This is a genomic window from Streptomyces sp. A5-4 (assembly GCF_051131715.1).
GTDB lineage: Bacteria > Actinomycetota > Actinomycetes > Streptomycetales > Streptomycetaceae > Streptomyces.
Genome location: NZ_CP178591.1, coordinates 6,466,996 through 6,484,752, shown reverse-complemented (window position 1 = coordinate 6,484,752; position 17,757 = coordinate 6,466,996). Strand labels below are relative to the sequence as shown.

Genomic DNA, 17,757 nt, shown 5'->3' with positions numbered 1-17,757 from the left:
ATCGCTCAGGTAGTGTGACCGCCCGTCAACGCCCAAGCAGAAACAGCGGTTACGCACACGAGGGGGCAACGCAGCGATGAGTACGGCGACGCGTCGACGCACCGGCCGGACTACCGCGCGAGAGCCCGGGGCTTCCCAACGGCAACGCAGCAACGGGCAACCGTCACCAGCTCCGGCAGGAGCCCCGGGAGCCCCGGGGAACGGGCCGTCGACGGCGACTCCGCGCCCCCTGTCGCGCACCAGCCGTGTCGGCCCTTTCCAGCTGCGGCAGTTGGTCCTCGTCGAGGTGGCCCTCGCGACGGCCGCGGTCGGGGTCGCGCTCGGAGGCCTCTGGTTGGTGCCCACCCTTGCCGTCGCCTGCGCGCTCGTACTGCTCGCCGTGATCCGGCGCCGTGGGCACGCCGTACAGGACTGGATATCGACCGCACTCGCCCTGCGCGCCCGCAACCGCGCTTCCGGGCGGTTCGCGCGGGGTGAGCAGGACGTGGACCCGTCGCTGGCTCCGGTCGCCGAGAGTGTGCCGGGATTCGGCCCCTTCACCTACATCGACCGGGACCGGCGCACCGTCGGGATGGTCGGCGACGGCACCTTCCTGACCGCAGTGGTACGGGTCGAGGCGAGCGGTGACGCGCTGCGTCCCGCATTCGGAGCGCGGGCGCTGTCGCTGTCCCTGCTGGGCGGCGCCCTCGAAGTGGACGACATCGTGGTGGAGTCGGTGCAGCTGGTGCAACAGGTACGTTCGGCTCCCGCGCCGCACCTGCCGCAGCAATCGGTCGCCCGGCTCTCGTACGCCCCCCTGCAGGAGCGGACCGGGGCGCCCGCGCTGCGCATGACGTGGGTGGCGGTGAAGCTGGACCCGGAGCTGTGCCGGGAGGCCGTCGAGGCGCGTGGGGGCGGCATCGAAGGGGCACAGCGCTGCCTTGTGCGAGTCGCGGACCATGTGGCGAGCCGTATCACCGGGGCAGGGTTCCGGACCGTGGTACTGGATCAGGAGGAGCTGAACTCCACGGTGGCGACCTCCGCCTGCGCCAATCCGACCCAGTCGGCCCGCGCGGGCCGGCCGGACACCGCGCCGCATCGGCGTACCGCGGAGACCGCGCGGGTATGGCGGTGCGACGACCGACGGCACACCACGTACGCGGTCGCCCGCTGGCCCGAGTTGGGGCCCGGCGAAACTCCGCTGCCCCAACTGGTGTCCCTCCTCACCGCTGTTCCCGCGTACGCCACGACATTCAGCATCACTCTGCGCCAGGGCGCACGTCGAGGAGCGACAACCATGCACGGCCATGTACGCATCACCGGTGGGAGCGACAGCGAACTGATCGGCGTACGAGCCGCGTTGGAACAGGCCGCGCGGTCGGCGAAGGTCGGCCTGGTCCGGCTGGACCGCGAACAGCTGCCCGGCGCGCTGGCCACGCTGCCCCTGGGGGGTGCGCGATGACGGCCCGGACGGCCGCCGGTCGCCTGCGGGGCCTGCTCGGACCGCGTCACGCGGGGCACAGCATCGAAACGGATCGTCTGGGTGCGCTCTCGCTGCCCGTCGGGGACGACGGTGTGGTGATCGGCGACGATGGCGAGGGCCGACCGCAGCTGGTGGGATTCCACCGTTCCACCCCTTACGACGTTCTGCTCATCGGCGGCCTGTGGACGGCGCAGGTGCTGGCGCTGAGGGCGGCGGGCACCGGCGCGCGGGTGGCGGTGGAGACGGGGCGCGCGCCCGGGTGGACGCGCCTGGCGCAGGCTGCGGGCGCGGGGCTGGAGTGCATCACGCTCCACGACGTGGGCCGGGTCCCGCCGATGGGTGCGACCGTGGGCAGTCCGGTGCTTGTGGTGCGCGACTGTGGGATGCGGCCGCCTCGGGGGCGCGTGGTCTCCGCGCCGTGGCAGTCGGTGCTGACGTTGCTTCCGTATGTCAGCCCGGTTGCGCCCCGGTTGATGCGGGACTCCACCCTGGTGGGCGTCCAGCGCGTCTCGCCGGAGGAGGCGGAGCAGATCGGCCGGATCCTGGGGCTTTCGCGGACCGAGTGCGAGGCTCTGCCGACGCTGGCGGACGGTGTCACGCTGTGGTGCGCCGGACGTGAGCGGCACTGGGTGATGACGAGCGCCACGGACGCCGAGTCGGGCCTGCTGGGTGTCGCGCGGCGGATGGACTGAGTACGTGACTCTCCCCCGCGGGGTGGGGACGCTGGCTAGGATGCCCGAAGTGGTGTGAGTCGTACGGGACCTGTCGTACGCGGTTACCGGAAGGAAGCTTGACTCATGGGGAGCGCGCAGGAGAAGGAAGAGCTGTACGCCCTCGATATCTCTGGCATCGAGTGGCACAGCGCGCCCGGTACGAGCGAGAGCGAGGAGCGGGTCGAGATCGCCTATCTGCCCGGCGGAGCGGTGGCCATGAGGTCGTCCGTGGACCCGGAGACCGTGCTGCGGTACACCGAGGCCGAGTGGCGCGCGTTTGTACTCGGGGCACGTGATGGGGAGTTCGACCTCCACTGACTCCACATCCACATCCACCTCCACGGACACTGACTCCGCTCACTCCGACTCCGAGGAGTGGAGCATGCTGAGGTGTACGGGCCGCAGCGGTCGACGGTGACGCTGCGGTCTCGGTGTGCCGCCGCGTGCGGGAGAAGTCGGGATGTGGGTTGTGCTCGCCGATGCCCTCCCGGGCGGTTCGCCATGACACAGGCCACAGCTGCCGATACCGGATTGATGAGCAGCGCTCTCGGGACGACCTGAAGTGCTCGTAATTCGTGTGCATATGTACGGAACCGATCACTTCGACCCTCACACTCTGCTGCCCTGAGGTCACTTGAGGGCACTCTCGGGCACAGAGTGATGCACGGGACAGTTGTCGGGAGGCGGACGGGCCTGCTGGACTGACACTGCTGACGCTTAGGCTGGGACCGTGCGCGGACCGTGCGTAGCAGGGGGAACCTGCGGGCAGGTGGTCCACGGCACACACACGGGGAGAGCCTGGCGGACAGGGTGACCGGAAGTGGTCGCCCCCACTCACCACGGCACGAGGGTGTTCGACCACATCAGGAGGCAAAGTGAACGGCGAGCGGAACGAGAATCGCGGGGGCTGGACCACGCCCGCCGACGATCAGTCCGACGCGGAGCCCGAGATGACGGGTGAGTTCACCATCGACTACACCCCTCCTGCTTGGTATACGCAGAATGCGGCCGGGAGTGCGGGGAGTGCGGCAAGCACACCGAGCGCACCTGCGCCCCAGAGCGCCACGCCGCCTCCCCCGCCGCCGGCCGGGAGTCCCATCGCGGTGCCGGGCCTGCCTGTGGGCAGTGGCTTCGAGCCCAATTGGGCTCCGCCGTCCCAGGCGTCACAGGCACCCGCAGCTGCCCCCGCGCCCTCCCCCACTTCCGTGCCTGCTCCTTTCACCCCTCCGGTCGCCCCTCCGGCCGCAGCGCCGGATCCCTTCGGCGGCGGTGACCTGGAGAGCGGCGCCACCATGCGCTTCAACCCTGCCGCGCTGAAGCGCGAGATTCATGAGCGTGCCGCCGCTGAAGCTGCGGGGGCCGGGAGCGCCGAGTCGAGTCGGGACGACGTGGTCACGCCTGCGCCCGCACCTGCCAACGGGGTCGACATTACGGACAGTTCGTCGACGCCGGAGGGCCCGGACGGTGAGGCCGGGCAGGTCGACGTGGAGGGTTCGGACGCCGGCCCCTCCGTGGAGCCGTTGGCCGACGCCGAGGTTCGGAGCGACAACTCCTCCGCTGACACAATGGGGGACGACGACGAGGCCGACGCGGACATCGAGGTCGCGACCGAGGACGAGGCCGAGCCCGACGTCTCGGCTGAGGCCGCGGAACCGGATGATGCCGGGACACCCGACTCCGTGCCTACGACGGTGGCCACGGATGGGGACGCCGAAGGCGTCGGAGGCTCCGAGGACTCCGATGTCGGCCTCACGAACGTGGGCGTGGACGACGTCGTACGTGCCGAGGAGCCGGCCGACTTCGTGCCCGTCGGCGAGGTCGAAGACGCCGCTCCTCAGGACGCCCCGCCCGTCGACGCGCCCCGGGACACCCCGCCCGCCGGGGCGCAGCCCTGGTCGCCTCCGCCCGCACCGCAGAACGGTCTGCCGCCACTGCCCCCCGCGTTCCAGGCTGCGGCGCCGGCTTCGGCCCCGCAGTGGCCGGTCACGCCGCCGGCGGCCGAGCCTTCCGCTCCGCAGCCCCTGAGCGGTCCGGCTGCCTGGACCACTCCGGCGCCGGCGCCTGCTCCGGCGCCGCCGAGCGAGGCGTCGAGCTCCCCGCAGTCGGGCGCCCCGCAGGGTGGGTATGCCTACCCGCAGCCCGGTGCACCAGCTCCGGCAGCCCCCCTGCCGCCGCAGACACCGGCACAGCTTTCTCCGCAGGACGGCTACGGCTTCCCGCACCCCGGTGCGCCCGTAGCTGCCGCGCGGCCCCCGGCACCGCAGCCCCCGCAGGCCGGGTACGGATTCCCTCAGCCCGGCGCACCGACGCCTTCCGCTCCGGCTCCCGCTCCGCAGGGTGGCCACGGGTTCCCGCAGCAGCCGCAGCCCGGCGCCCCGAATGCACCGCAGTCGCAGGCCCAGCAGACCTCGCAGCCGCAGGCTCCGCAGGACGGCTACGGCTTCCCCCAGCCCGGCACTGCGACGCCCCCGGCTCCGGCCCCGGCTCCGCAGGACGGCTACGGCTTCCCCCAGCAGGCGCAGCCCGGCGCACCGGCGTCCAACCTGCCCGCACCCGTCGCGCCGCACCAGCCACACCTGCCCGCACAGCAGCAGCCTCCGCACCAGCCGCGGGCCCAGGCACAGGCCCACCCGCAGGCACAGGCCCAGCCACAGCAGCAGATGCCGCAGCAGGAGGGCCCCGTCGACCCGCGCGCCGGTGCCGCCTGGCCCACGCCCGTCGCGCACGACCAGCGGCAGCGCTCCGTGCCCGGCGCCCCGCTCGGCTACACGGCCGCCGTCGAGTTGTCCTCCGACCGCCTGCTGCGCAACAACAAGCCGAAGCCCAAGAGCAGCCGCAACTCCGCGGGCGGCGGCCGCTTCAAGATCGGCGGCAAGAAGGAGGAGGCCGAGCGCCAGCGCAAGCTGGAGCTGATCCGTACGCCCGTCCTGTCCTGCTACCGGATCGCGGTCATCAGCCTCAAGGGCGGTGTCGGCAAGACCACGACGACCACCGCGCTGGGCGCGACCCTGGCCACCGAGCGGCAGGACAAGATCCTGGCGATCGACGCCAACCCGGACGCCGGCACGCTCGGCCGCCGCGTGCGGCGCGAGACCGGGGCCACCATCCGTGACCTGGTCCAGGCGATCCCGTACCTCAACAGCTACATGGACATCCGCCGCTTCACCTCGCAGGCGCCCTCCGGTCTGGAGATCATCGCCAACGACGTCGACCCGGCGGTCTCCACGGCGTTCAACGACGAGGACTACCGGCGCGCGATCGGCGTGCTCGGCAAGCAGTACCCGATCATCCTGACCGACTCCGGCACCGGCCTGCTCTACAGCGCGATGCGCGGCGTGCTCGACCTCGCCGACCAGCTGATCATTGTCTCCACGCCGTCGGTGGACGGCGCGAGCAGCGCGAGCACCACGCTCGACTGGCTCTCCGCGCACGGTTACGCCGACCTGGTCGCGCGTTCCCTCACCGTCATCTCCGGGGTCCGCGAGACCGGAAAGATGATCAAGGTCGACGACATCGTGCAGCACTTCGAGACGCGCTGCCGCGGCGTGGTCGTGGTGCCGTTCGACGAGCATCTGGCGGCGGGCGCCGAGGTCGATCTCGACATGATGCGGCCGAAGACGCGCGAGTCGTACTTCCACCTCTCCGCACTGATCGCCGAGGACTTCGTACGGGCTCAGCAGCAGCAGGGGCTGTGGACCGGCGACGGCAGCAACCCGCCACCGCACCAGGCGCCCCCGCTGCCAGGCCAGCAAGTCCCGGCCCAGCAGGCACCGGGACAGCAGGCACCGGGCCAGCCCATGCCGGGTCACCATGCACCCGGTCAGCCCATGCCCGGCCAGCAGCAGCCGTACGCACCACAGCAGCCCCACCCGCAGCAGCAGTACCAGCAGCCGCAGCCGCCGTACGGTGTCCAGCAGCCCCACCCCCAGCAGCAGCAACAGCCGCAGGGACCGCACGCGCAGCAGCCACCGCAGGGCTGGCAGCAGCAGCCCTCCCCCGGTCAGCCGGCCGCGCACCTCGCCGGCCCGCCGCAGATTCAGCCCGGCCAGCCGTATCAGCCGGGCCAACCGATGGGCCTGCCGCCTCATTCGGCCCAGAATCAGCAGCCGGGTCAGCCGGGTCAGCCCGAATTCCAGGGGCCCGTCCCGCCCGACGGCCGGCCCCAGCCGCAGACCCGGCAACCGTCCCACCAGCAGCCGCCACAGGCTCCGCCAGCCCCTCAGCAGTAGGCTTGCGAGGGTATAGACCAATGAGGGCCCACACCGTCTCCGCGGTGTGGGCCCTTCGTCATTCCTGTCACTACTCGCACGGCATTCCCGCAGTACACACCGGGTTTTGAGCATCGTTGACGCAACCGGACCGACGCTGATAAACCTTCGCATCACCAGCTGGCGCACCGAGATCAACCCGCCCTCCCCGTGCGAGTGATGACGCGAGGTCACCGTCCCATGGTCAAAAAGATTGCGCGCAGTACCCGGCAACGCCCCCGAATCCGAACCCTTCTGGCCGTGGGCGCCACCGCCCTCGCCCTGGCCGCATCGGCCGCGACACCGCTCAACCCCGCTCCGCGCCAGGCCGCCGCGGCCGGGGACGACGGCAAGCAGACCCTGACCGTCGCGGTCGCGCAGAGCGTCGACTCACTCAGCCCGTTCCTGGCCCAGAGACTGGTCTCCACCAGCGTCCACCGGCTCGTGTACGAGTACCTGACGAACTACGACGCCAAGGACAACCACGCGATTCCCGGCCTGGCTACCGCCTGGAAGCCGTCACCGGACAAGCTGACGTGGACGTACACGATCCGCGAGAACTCCAAGTGGTCCGACGGCGAGCAGGCCACCGCCGAGGACGCCGCCTGGACGTTCAACAAGATGATGACCGACGAAGGAGCCGCCACCGCGAACGGCAGCTTCGTCGCGAACTTCAAGAAGGTCACCGCCCCCAGCCCCACCGAGCTGGTCATCGAGCTGAAGAAGCCGCAGGCCACCATGGCCGCGCTCGATGTGCCGATCGTGCCCCGGCACGTGTGGGAGAAGGTCGGGGACTTCTCGAAGTTCAACAACGACAAGAAGTTCCCGATCGTCGGCAACGGGCCGTTCATCCTCACCGACTACAAGGTCGACCAGTACGTCAAGCTCAAGCCGAACAAGCAGTTCTGGCGCGGGGCGCCCAAGTTCGACGAGCTCGTACTGAAGTACTACAAGGACGGTGACGCCGCGGTCGCCGCACTCCAGAAGGGCGAGGTGTCCTTCGCTTCCAACCTCACCCCGGCCCAGGCAGCCGCCCTCGGCAAGGCCAAGAACATCAAGGTCAACGACGCGCCGGGCCGCCGCTTCTACGCGCTCGCCACCAACCCGGGCGCCCGGTCCAAGGACGGCAAGAAGTTCGGCAACGGCAATCCGGCCCTGCTCGACCCCAAGGTCCGCGAGGCCCTCTTCGCGGCCACCGACCGCAAGACCATCATCGACAAGGTCTTCCAGGGGCACGCCGTCGAGGGCGAAGGGTACATTCCGCCGCGCTTCTCGACGTACTACTGGCAACCGGCCGGAGACCAGAAGATCGACTACGACCCGGCGAGGGCGGCTCAGCTCCTCGACGAGGCGGGCTACCGGAAGAACGGCGCCGGGAAGCGCGTCGGGAGGAACGGCAAGGCCCTCGACTTCCGCATCCTGTGCCACGCCACGGACCCGAACGACAAGGCCATCGGCAAGTACATGCAGGAGTGGTGGGGCGAGCTGGGCATCGGCCTCAAGGTCGACTGCCTCGACAATGTCAGCGACCCGTGGCTGGCCGGCGAGTACGACCTGGCCTTCGACGGCTGGTCCGTCAACCCCGATCCCGACTTCGTCCTCTCCATCCACACGTGCGGCGCGCTGCCCGCCACGCCCAAGGACACCGGCTCCACGGACAACTTCATCTGCGACAAGAAGCTCGACGAGCTCTACGCGAAGCAGACGGCCGAGTACGACGAGACGAAGCGCGCCGATCTGGTCAAGCAGCTCCAGTCGCGGCTGTACGACACCAAATACATGAATGTCATGGCATATCCGAACGCCGTCGAGGCGTACCGTACCGACCAGATCAAGTCGATCACCACAATGCCCTCGGCCGCGGGCAATCTCTGGGGTCAGGACGGGTATTGGAGCTGGTGGTCGGCCGTACCGGCGGACAGCGCGGGCTCCGACGAGGACAGCGGGTCCTCCGCGGGTCTCTTCTTCGGTATCGGCGCGGCCGTCGTCCTCGCCGCCGGACTCGGGATCTTCTTCGCCCTGCGCCGCCGTTCCACCGCGGAAGACCGTGAGTAGTCCATGAGCACTGCGAGTACCACCCCCCTCGTGGAGGGGACGGCCGAGGGTCCGGTCCAGGTGCGGACCGGCCCCTCGGGCCCCCGCGCCCGCAACGCGGGTGCCTACCTGGTGTACGTCGCCGGGAAGCTGGGCGGCGCGGCCGTCTCGCTCTTCGCCGTCCTGGTCACCAGCTTCTTCCTGTTCCGGATCCTGCCGGGCGACCCGGTGCGCACCATGACCCAGGGCCGTCAGGTGTCCGCAGAGCAACTCGCCTCGCTGCGCGCCCAGTTCGGTCTCGATCTGCCGGTGTGGCAGCAGTTCACCGACTACTGCGGCAAAGCGCTCACCGGCGACCTCGGCACTTCGTACCAGTTCCACGCGCCCGTCAGCGATCTGATCATCGAGAAGCTGCCCGCGACGCTGCTGCTGACCGGGGTCGCCGTCGTCATCTACTCGATGCTCGGCCTGTGGCTCGGCACGCGCTCGGCGTGGCGGCACGGCGGGCTCGGCGACAAGATCAGCACGGGGGTCGCACTGACCCTGTGGTCCGTGCCGTCCTTCTGGCTCGGCCTGCTGCTGATCATCACGTTCTCGGTGGGCATCGGGCCGATCCCCGGGATGTTCCCGACCGGTGGCATGGAGTCGGGCGACGAGACCGGAATCGCGTACGTCGTCGATGTCGCGCACCACCTGGTGCTCCCGGTGCTCACTTTGGTCGCCGTCGGGTACGCGCAGACCCTGCTGGTCATGCGGTCTTCGCTGCTCGACGAAATGGGCAGCGACTACCTCACGACGGCGCGCGCCAAGGGGCTGCGCGACGACGCGGTGCGGCGCCGGCACGCCGTACCCAATGCCCTGCTGCCCACCGTCACCATGGTCTTCATCAACCTGGGTCACGTGGCGGCCGGTTCGATCCTCGTCGAGACCGTCTTCTCCTGGCCGGGGCTCGGCGGGCTCTTCTACCAGGCGCTGAGCGTGCCCGATCTGCCGTTGGTGCAGGGGCTCTTCGTGGTGTTCGCCGGAGCGATGATCGTCATGAATCTCCTCGCCGACCTGCTCTATCCGCTGCTCGATCCCCGGGTGGGCCGATGACGACCGCGAAGAAACCTGCCGAAGACACTACGGAGAAGGCACCCGCCACGGCCCGCTCCCTGGCCTGGGTACGGCGCCGGCACTCCGTGGCCCGGTTCTGGCGCTCGTACCGCAAGCAGCGGGCCGGACTTCTGGGGCTCTGCGCCCTGGTGGTGATCGCCCTCATCGCACTCGCGGCGCCGCTGCTTGTCGGCGGGGACGTGCAGAGTGTGACGAACGCGCCCGGCACCGCACTGGAGTCACCGAGCGGTGAATTCCCGCTCGGAACCGACCAGTTCGGGCGTTCCCTGCTCGGGCTGCTGATCTGGGGCGCGCGGATCTCGCTCACTGTGGGCCTGCTGGCCGCCGCACTGTCGGTGGCCATCGGTACGCTTGTCGGCATCATCTCCGGGCACTTCGGGGGCTGGTTCTCGACCGTGCTCATGCGGATCACCGACTGGTTCCTCGTGATGCCGACCCTGGTGCTCGCGATCGTGCTGGCCACCGTGATGTCACGCAGTGTGTGGACGGTGATCCTGGCGATCGGCGTCACCAGCTGGCCGACGACGGCCCGTCTGGTGCGGGCGCAGACCCTCGCCGTCGAGTCGCGTCCCTACATCGAGCGGGCGACGGCGCTCGGCGGCGGCCACAGCCACATCATGAGCCGCCATGTGCTGCCCAATGTCATGCCGCTGGTCCTCGCGCAGACCACGCTCGGCATCTCCAACGCCATTCTCACCGAGGCGACACTGGCCTTCCTCGGCCTCGGCGACCCGAACGTCGTCTCGTGGGGCGGCATGCTCCAGGACGCGCGGGAGGCGGGTGCGGTCAGCTCGGGCCACTGGTGGTACCTGGCGCCGCCCGGCATCGCCATCGCGGTCGTCGCGCTCGCCTTCACGCTCTGCGGGCGCGCCGTCGAGTCCGTACTCAATCCGAAGCTGGGGGCCACCCGTTGAGCGCGCCGATCACCCGGAGTCCGCTGCTCGAAGTGAAGGACCTGCACGTCACATACGGCGCGGGGACCCGGGCCGTACGCGGTGTGGACCTGAGCGTCGACGCCGGGCAGAAGCTGGGCATCGCGGGCGAGTCCGGCTGCGGAAAGTCGACGCTGGCGCTCGCGCTGCTGCGGCTGCTGCCCGCCTCCGCCCGGGTCAGTGGCGAGATCCTGCTCGACGGTGAGGACGTCCTCACCATGAAGTGGGGCAGGCTGCGGGCCGTGCGGTGGGCGGGGGCCTCGATCATCTTCCAGGGCGCGATGCACTCGCTCAACGCGGTGCACCGGGTCGGGGACCAGATCGCGGAGCCGATCGTGCTGCACCAGAAGTCCACCCCGGGCGCCGCGCGCAAGCGGGTCGCCGGGCTGCTGGAGCAGGTGGGGCTGCCGGGCTCGCGCGCCGAGGCCTACCCGCACGAGCTGTCCGGCGGGCAGCGGCAGCGGGTGATGATCGCGATGGCGCTGGCCTGTGCTCCCCGGCTGATCATCGCCGACGAACCGACCACCGCGCTCGATGTGATGATCCAGGCTCAGATCCTGCGGCTGATCGAGCAGTTGGTGGCCGACCAGGACATCAGCCTGCTGATGATCAGCCACGATCTGTCGGTGCTGGCCGACACGTGCGACCGGCTCGCCGTCATGTACGCGGGGCGGATCGTCGAGGAGGGCCCGGCTCAGCAGGTGTTCGCCGAGGCGCGGCACCCCTACGGTGTGGCCCTGTCCGCGGCGTTCCCCCGGATCGGCGACCCGGCCTCGCGGCGGGCGCCGCGGGGGCTGCCGGGTGATCCGCCGGATCCGTCCGACCTGCCGGGCGGCTGTACGTTCCATCCGCGGTGCCCGGTCGCGCTGGAGGTGTGCACGACGGAGGACCAGGTGTTGCGGGTGGCGGGGGCGGGGCGGCGGGCGGCCTGCGTACATGTGGACGCGGCGGCGGCGCGGTCGTCGTGACGGGGGCTTTCCCCTGCCCGCCCCTTCCCGCGACCGGAGCTCCTCGCCGGGCCCAGGCCCGCGAGCGCCGGACGGGCTGAGAACGCCGGGCCACTTCAGCCCGTCCGGCGCTTGAGACCACGCCCCGGCGCGTCCCGGGAGTCCGGGGCCAGGGGCCGGGCGGGGGAACGGCCCGCCGCAGTCGCACCCGCACTCCCCCACCCGTCCGCACCCACCCCACCCCGGAGTCGCCAGACATGAGCGCCACGCCTCTCCTCTCCGCCGCCGGCCTGCACGTCACCTTTCCCGGTCGCCGCGGCGCCCCCGCCGCCCGCGCCGTAGACGGCGTCGACCTCGACATCCGTCCCGGTGAAATCGTCGCGCTGGTCGGCGAGTCCGGGTGCGGCAAGACCACCCTTGCCCGGAGCCTGCTCGGCCTGGTGCCGCCCACCTCGGGCGCCATCACCTTCGGCGGCCGGCCACTGGACTACCGCTCACGGGCCCTGAAGGCGTACCGCAAGCGCGTACAGCTCGTCCTCCAGGACCCGAGCGGGTCACTCAACCCCCGCCACACCGTGTACGACGCGGTGTCCGAGGGGCTGCGCATCCACGGGTGCCCGGGTGACGAGCGGGAGGCCGTCGCCGGGGCGTTGTCCCGCGCCGGGCTGCGACCGCCCGAGCGTTTCTTCCTGCGGTACCCGCACGAGCTCTCCGGCGGCCAGCGCCAGCGCGTCGTCATCGCGGGTGCGCTCGTCCTCGATCCCGAACTCATCGTCGCCGACGAGCCGGTGGCCTCGCTGGACGCGTCCGTGCGAGGTGAGATCCTGGCGCTCCTGCTGTCGTTGCGCGACGAACTGGGCCTGTCCGCACTGGTGGTCACCCACGATCTCGGTCTGGCCTGGAACATCGCCGACCGCGTGGCGGTGATGTATCTGGGCCGGATCGTGGAGACCGGCCCCGCGGAGCGAGTACTGACGGTCCCTCAGCACCCGTACACCCAGGCACTGTTGTCGGTACTGCCGGAATCCGGTGAGCAGCCGGTCATCCTCACCGGCGAACCGCCGGACCCGTCCCGCATCCCGGGCGGCTGCCGCTTCCACGCCCGGTGCCAGATCCTCGCGTCCGGCGAGGCCGCGCGGGCCGGCGTCGACTCCGCGTGCCGTACGAAGCCGCTGCCCGTGCTGACCGGCGGCGACGAGACGCAGGTCGCCTGCCACTGGGCGGCGGCGGACGCACCGACACCGGCCGTCTAGCCCGGCGCTGCGGCTCGGCCCGCCCCGACAGCCGCACCCGCAGCGCCTCAAGCATCTGCGGGGTGATCGTCCCGCCGCGCAGCGAGGACTTCGGTCGGCGGCACTTCCTCGTGGCCGATCCGAACGGAGTGCCGATCAGCCCGCGTACGCCCCGATGAGCTCGGTCGCACGCTTCACATCGGCGCCAATGGCCACCAGGAGCGCGTCGATCGACTCGAACTTCTCCATGCCGCGTACGTACGCGAGGAAGTCGACGGCGACATGCAGCCCGTACAGGTCGAGGCCCACCCGGTCGATGGCGTACGCCTCGACCGTCCGCTCCGTGCCGTCGAACTGCGGGTTCGTGCCGACCGAGATCGCGGCGGGCATCGTCTCGCCGTCCGCGGTCAGCCAGCCCGCGTACACCCCGTCGGCGGGGATCGCGGTGTGCGGCAGCGTCTCGACGTTCGCGGTCGGGTAACCGAGCTCGCGCCCGCGCTGCGCACCGCGCACCACGATGCCCTCGACGCGGTGCGGACGGCCCAGGATCTCCATGGCGCCCTCCACATCGCCCTCGGCGACGAGCCGCCGGGTCAGCGTGGAGGAGAACGGCTCGCCGCCGCCCGCCTCGCCGCGCACATACAGGTCGACGACCTCGACCTCGTAGTCGTAGGTCGGCCCGAGCTCGGACAGCAACGCCACATTGCCCGCCGCCCGGTGCCCGAAGCGGAAGTTGGGACCCTCTATGACGGCGCGCGCGTGCAACTTGTCGACCAGCACCTTCGCGATGAACTCGGCCGGTGACAGCGTCGAGAACTCGGTCGTGAAGGGAAGGATCAGCAGCGCGTCCACGCCCAGGTCGGCCATCAGTTCGGCGCGGCGGTGGTGCGGAGCCAGCAGCGGCGGGTGGCTGCCGGGGCGTACCACCTCGCTGGGGTGCGGGTCGAAGGTGACGACGACCGACGGGAGGCCCAGCTCGCGGGCGCGGTCCACCGCCCGGCCGATGATCAACTGGTGTCCACGGTGCACACCGTCGTAGGAGCCGATGGTGACGACGCTGCGTCCCCAGTCCTGGGGGATGTCCTCCAAGCCACGCCAGCGCTGCACTGTGACCGCTCCTCGCCCGAAACTGTGTACGTGGGATTGACTCTTACGCAGGCCTAAGACTGCCATGCCCGACGCCTGCGGCTCGCATCGGCATGGGGTCGCTGAGGGTCTCGACCGTCCGGCGGGCGCTCGGTCCGATCACCACCGCCCATTCCTGCGGCGCCTCGGCCAGCCAGCCGGCGACCAGCGCGGCGAAGCCGGGCACCTCGCGGGCCAGCTCGACCAGCCGCCGGTCGAAGCAGGTCGCGCCCTCGGGGGTACGGACGAGGAGCAGCCCGGTGCGATGCACCAGGTCCCGGGTCCGGGCCTCGGCCCTGCTCCCGGCGCCGAGCGCGGCGGCACACAGCAGCGCGTCGAGCACGGCCAGGTCCCTGGCCTCGTACTGCTCGTACTCCATCAGTACGTCGAGCAGCTCGGCCCGCAGCGGACGCGAGGCCCGGCTGCCGGGCGCGGCGAGCACCGGGGCCAGGGCGCGCCGCACCTGGACGGGGCGGCCTCGCAGCAGGCTGGTGACCAGGGGAAAGAGCACGGCCCTGCAGGCGGGGCCGTGCTCCATGCGTCGGTCCACGTACGCCGCGGCGTGGGCGGCGCCCTCGGGGCTGCGGTCGACGTACTCCCGGACGAGCGCGGCGGCGCGGCGGGCCAGCGCGGGCGTGTTGACGTCGGCGAGGGCGCGCAGCACCTCCCCGGCGGGCTCGCCCCCTCGCGCGAGGCGCGCCTGGAAGGCGGCGAGCACGGGCTCGGGGTGGGTGAGGAGCGCCGTGGTGAGGGCACTCGCGGGCAGCTGCGGTTCGTCGGCGGCGAACGCCGCGAGCGCTTCGGGCAGGTACTGGGACCTGGTGTGCGGATCGCGTACGAGCAGGGCGAGCGCCCGCCCGTGCAGGGTGGCGTCGGCCGGCCGGGCCAGCAGCGAGAGCGCGGCGTACCGCAGCAGCTCGAAGTCGGCTTCGGACGTCACGTGCGGGGCGGTGGCCGGCCCGTAGGCCGCCGCCGCGACCCGCCTGTCCGGCCGTTCGGCGTCGTGGGCCCAGCGGTCGACGGCCCGGCAGAGCGCGGAGGGCTCGTCCTCGGCGAGGGCGGCGAGGAGCTCGTCGGCGCGGGGGTGCGCGCAGTCGACGAGGGTCTCGGTCAGATCGTCGATGGCCAGCTCGCGGCGCGCGTACAGCAGCGCCTGGGCGGCCCCGGCGACGGTGGGCCGTACGGCGGCGCCGTCCGCCGCGGGCAGCGGGCGCTCGTCGTCGAACCAGCGGCACAGCAGCGGTTGTACGTTCCCGGGCCCGTCGGCGAGCAGCCGCGCGACGGCGTCCAGATACCGCTCCTGCGGGGCGGAGCCGCCCGGTGCCCCGTCCGCGGGCACCAGCCGGCGCAGCAGATCGACGCGCTCCGCCTCTTCCACCCGCAGCGCCTCCCAGAACCAGGGCCCGAACTCGGCGAATCCGCCGAGGTGTTCGGGCCCGCCCTCACGGAGGGAGCGGCCGGTGACACGGTCGGCGAGGTGGCGCAGGACGGGCAGGTGCGACTCGGTGTCGACCACGCGCAGCAGGGCCTCCCCGAGCAGATGGGCGGCCCACCAGCAGGCGTCGCCCGTGCGCGTGGCGACCGGCCCCCCAGCCACTGGATCGCGGGTGCCGGCAGATCCGACAGGTGTGGGGGCGCCGGTCTCCGCCGGTCCCCCAGCCGCTGGTTCACGGGCCTTTGCCGGGGCCGGAGCCGCTGGGACGACGGCCTCCGTCGCCGGGTTCGGCCGGGACTTCAGACTGTCGAGCGCGTCGATCAGGCCCTCCAGCCTGCGGGTCAGCGCGGCCGGGCCGTGGTCGCGGCCCAGCAGCAACAGCGCCTGGACGACCGGGCCGATGCGGTGCCGCGGCACCGGCAGGGAACGCGGGCCGTCGGCCTCTCCCGCGATGCCCGTGTCGGCGTGCGAGCCCGGCGGCGGCGGCACGTGCGGCGGGCCCGGCCGCGGGCTCGCGGCCGGGCGTGACGGGAGGCGGACCGGGGCCCGCGCGGTGCCCGGTGCGGAGCCCACGCCCGGATCCGAGTCGTCGCGGGCGCCGGGCAGGTCATCGCGCTCGCGGTGGACCAGGGCGTGCAGCGCGACGTCGACGTCGAGATGCGCGCCCTGCAACCAGTCCGCGAACTCCTCATGGGCGAACCGGTATCCACCGCCCGCGGGCACCAGCAGCCCCTCCGTCAGCACCGCGGACGCCCACCCCGTACGCCACGGGAAGATCTCCTCGAAGGATTCGCGGTCCAACTCGCCCTGCCCCGGCCCCAGGCAGCGCCGCGCCGCCTCGTGCACCTGTCCCGAGACCCGCGCCGCCAGCCGCCTGACCGCCGTGCCCCGCGGCGAGGGCCGGGCCGCCGCCGCCAGCCGCACCGCGACCCGCAGGCACATCAGGTCCAGGTGCGCGGCGAACACCTCGTCGCGGCCCGGCCGTCCCCCGACGTCCTCGGGCAGCGCGTCCCGCACCTCCGCCAGCAGCCGCAGTGTCAGCGGATGCCGGGCGTCGCGCTGCGCGAGCGCCGTGTCCCCGATGCCGTACCGCTTGCGGGCCCGCTGCGCCTGGCGCGCCGACAGGTCACCGACGCGGACGGCCGCGGGCAGCCGGCGCGCCGGGCGTCCGGGCCGGTGCAGCGCCCCGCGCGGGAACAGCTCGCCGGCCTGCTCCCAGTGCTCGGGGCGACAGGCGACGACCAGCCGCACCCCGGCGGTCCGCAGCCAACTCGCCGTCCCCGCAGCCCATTCGGGCAGCCGGTGCGCGAGCGCGGGCGGCATCTCCTCGGGGCCGTCGAGGAGCACAAGCAGCGGCCGGCCGGCGTCGCAGGCCAGCCGTGCGACGCGCTCGGGGGTGGCCGGCGCCGGGTCGTCCCGCTCCCCCGAGGCGGCGACGATCCGCCCGGCCTGCCGCAGGGCGCGCGCCATCGCGTCCGCGACCGACCGGTCGCCGGCCCGCAGATCGGCGCCGCGCAGCCACAGCGTCGGGGCCGGTTCGGCGCCTTGGGCCCGCCGGGCGGCCAGCGCGGCCAGCTCCGTCGTGCGTCCGCTCCCCGGATCACCGACCAGACCGAGCACCAGGGAGTCGTCGGACGCCTCGAAGGACACGAACTCCCGGGTGACGTCGGGTCGTTCGACCGGATCCCGCCGGTTGCTCGGCCCGCCGACGGATCCGACGCAGGTCGCGGTGAGCTGGAGCGCGCCCGCGAGGTTGAGGTCGCGCCCGTAGCCGGGGACGGTCGCCGCGTTGCGTCGCAGCAGCTCCGCCAGCGGCCCGTGCGGGTCGGTGGCGGCGGCTTCCCGCAGGGGCACGGCGAAGCCCGCTCCCCGGCGCCCGGACTGCAGCGCGGTGCCGAGTACGGCGAGCACCGCACCGGTCCCGGCGTCGACCACGGGACCGCCGGTGGCCTCTCCGCCGAGCCGCAGCGCGTCGCTGCCTGCCGTCCCGATCGCCAACTCCACGGCGCAGTCCACCAGATGGAAGCGGTCGGTGGCCGTGTAGGTGACCGAGGCCGGGCCGAGGACGCGTGCGTCGCGCCAGCCGTCCGCCACCAGTCGTACGTACGTCCCCGTCTCGACGCCGTCCCGGGCGGTGACCGGTACCGGCCGCACGCCGAGCCCCTCGGTGCGCACCAGCGCGAGATCCATCTCGGGAAGCGGCGTGATCTCGTCGGCCTCGGCGAGGCAGGTCCGCTCGCCCGGCGCGTGCAGCACGACGCGGGTCAGGCCGTCGACGGCCTCGTGGCTGGTGATGACGGTGCCCCGGTCGTCCGCGACGAATCCGGTCCCGCGCGGGCGTCCCGCCAGGTCGCAGATCCGCACCAGTGTGACCGGCGACACCGGCACATCCCGTACCGCCATCGCCGACCTCCCGCCGCCCCGTACTTCCCGACGGTAGGTCGCCAGTGATCAGCAGGAGAAGGACGCACAGCGAAAGCGCCCCCCAGTGCACCCTCCATTCACTCCGAGCGC

Annotated in this window: 11 protein-coding genes; 9 read left to right on the top strand and 2 right to left on the bottom strand. The window is 72.2% G+C overall.

All coding sequences use genetic code 11. The features are described 5' to 3' along the window. The first annotated feature begins 76 nt into the window (after positions 1–76). The 9 genes from eccE to ACLLJJ_RS30390 all read left to right on the top strand — a co-directional run bounded on the left by eccE (position 77) and on the right by ACLLJJ_RS30390 (position 12,704). The gene (gene eccE, locus ACLLJJ_RS30430; protein WP_434597279.1) at positions 77–1,441 is read left to right on the top strand and encodes a type VII secretion protein EccE; all 1,365 of its coding nucleotides are present in this window, start codon (positions 77–79) and stop codon (positions 1,439–1,441) included. Beyond that, positions 1,438–2,154, top strand: coding sequence for a hypothetical protein (locus ACLLJJ_RS30425; protein WP_434597277.1), 717 nt, complete (start codon positions 1,438–1,440; stop codon positions 2,152–2,154). The genes eccE and ACLLJJ_RS30425 overlap by 4 nt, the downstream gene beginning before the upstream one ends. A 105-nt stretch (positions 2,155–2,259) precedes the next feature. Then, on the top strand, positions 2,260–2,493 hold the full coding sequence (locus ACLLJJ_RS30420; protein WP_434597275.1) for a DUF397 domain-containing protein: 234 nt from the start codon (positions 2,260–2,262) through the stop codon (positions 2,491–2,493). Positions 2,494–3,050: 557 nt separating this feature from the next. Then, a complete protein-coding gene (locus ACLLJJ_RS30415; protein WP_434597273.1) occupies positions 3,051–6,404 on the top strand; it encodes an SCO5717 family growth-regulating ATPase in 3,354 nt (1,117 codons plus the stop codon). A 219-nt stretch (positions 6,405–6,623) separates the two neighbouring features. Then, complete coding sequence (locus ACLLJJ_RS30410) at positions 6,624–8,477, top strand: ABC transporter substrate-binding protein (protein ID WP_434597271.1); 1,854 nt, start codon at positions 6,624–6,626, stop codon at positions 8,475–8,477. Positions 8,478–8,480: 3 nt separating this feature from the next. Then, positions 8,481–9,551, top strand: coding sequence for an ABC transporter permease (locus ACLLJJ_RS30405; protein WP_434597269.1), 1,071 nt, complete (start codon positions 8,481–8,483; stop codon positions 9,549–9,551). Continuing rightward, positions 9,548–10,486, top strand: a complete 939-nt coding sequence (locus tag ACLLJJ_RS30400; RefSeq protein WP_434597267.1) for an ABC transporter permease — start codon at positions 9,548–9,550, stop codon at positions 10,484–10,486. Before ACLLJJ_RS30405 ends, ACLLJJ_RS30400 begins: the two co-directional genes overlap by 4 nt. Then, the gene (locus ACLLJJ_RS30395) at positions 10,483–11,472 is read left to right on the top strand and encodes an ABC transporter ATP-binding protein (protein WP_434597265.1); all 990 of its coding nucleotides are present in this window, start codon (positions 10,483–10,485) and stop codon (positions 11,470–11,472) included. The genes ACLLJJ_RS30400 and ACLLJJ_RS30395 overlap by 4 nt, the downstream gene beginning before the upstream one ends. A 236-nt stretch (positions 11,473–11,708) precedes the next feature. Continuing rightward, a complete protein-coding gene (locus ACLLJJ_RS30390) occupies positions 11,709–12,704 on the top strand; it encodes an ABC transporter ATP-binding protein (protein ID WP_434597263.1) in 996 nt (331 codons plus the stop codon). A gap of 135 nt (positions 12,705–12,839) precedes the next feature. Here ACLLJJ_RS30390 and ACLLJJ_RS30385 read toward each other — a convergent pair whose 3' ends face one another. After that, complete coding sequence (locus ACLLJJ_RS30385; protein ID WP_434597261.1) at positions 12,840–13,790, bottom strand: bifunctional riboflavin kinase/FAD synthetase; 951 nt, start codon at positions 13,788–13,790, stop codon at positions 12,840–12,842. A 43-nt stretch (positions 13,791–13,833) separates the two neighbouring features. Further along, positions 13,834–17,646: a trypsin-like peptidase domain-containing protein gene (locus ACLLJJ_RS30380; protein WP_434597259.1), complete on the bottom strand. Its 3,813-nt coding sequence runs from the start codon at positions 17,644–17,646 to the stop codon at positions 13,834–13,836. Positions 17,647–17,757: the final 111 nt, after the last annotated feature.

Excerpts from the sequence above, each read along its gene's own strand:
- eccE (WP_434597279.1), top strand. The coding sequence starts at position 77 with ATGAGTACGGCGACGCGTCGACGCACCGGCCGGACTACCGCGCGAGAG.
- ACLLJJ_RS30425 (WP_434597277.1), top strand. The coding sequence starts at position 1,438 with ATGACGGCCCGGACGGCCGCCGGTCGCCTGCGGGGCCTGCTCGGACCG.
- ACLLJJ_RS30420 (WP_434597275.1), top strand. The coding sequence starts at position 2,260 with ATGGGGAGCGCGCAGGAGAAGGAAGAGCTGTACGCCCTCGATATCTCT.
- ACLLJJ_RS30410 (WP_434597271.1), top strand. The coding sequence starts at position 6,624 with ATGGTCAAAAAGATTGCGCGCAGTACCCGGCAACGCCCCCGAATCCGA.
- ACLLJJ_RS30405 (WP_434597269.1), top strand. The coding sequence starts at position 8,481 with ATGAGCACTGCGAGTACCACCCCCCTCGTGGAGGGGACGGCCGAGGGT.
- ACLLJJ_RS30400 (WP_434597267.1), top strand. The coding sequence starts at position 9,548 with ATGACGACCGCGAAGAAACCTGCCGAAGACACTACGGAGAAGGCACCC.
- ACLLJJ_RS30390 (WP_434597263.1), top strand. The coding sequence starts at position 11,709 with ATGAGCGCCACGCCTCTCCTCTCCGCCGCCGGCCTGCACGTCACCTTT.
- ACLLJJ_RS30380 (WP_434597259.1), bottom strand. The coding sequence starts at position 17,646 with ATGGCGGTACGGGATGTGCCGGTGTCGCCGGTCACACTGGTGCGGATC.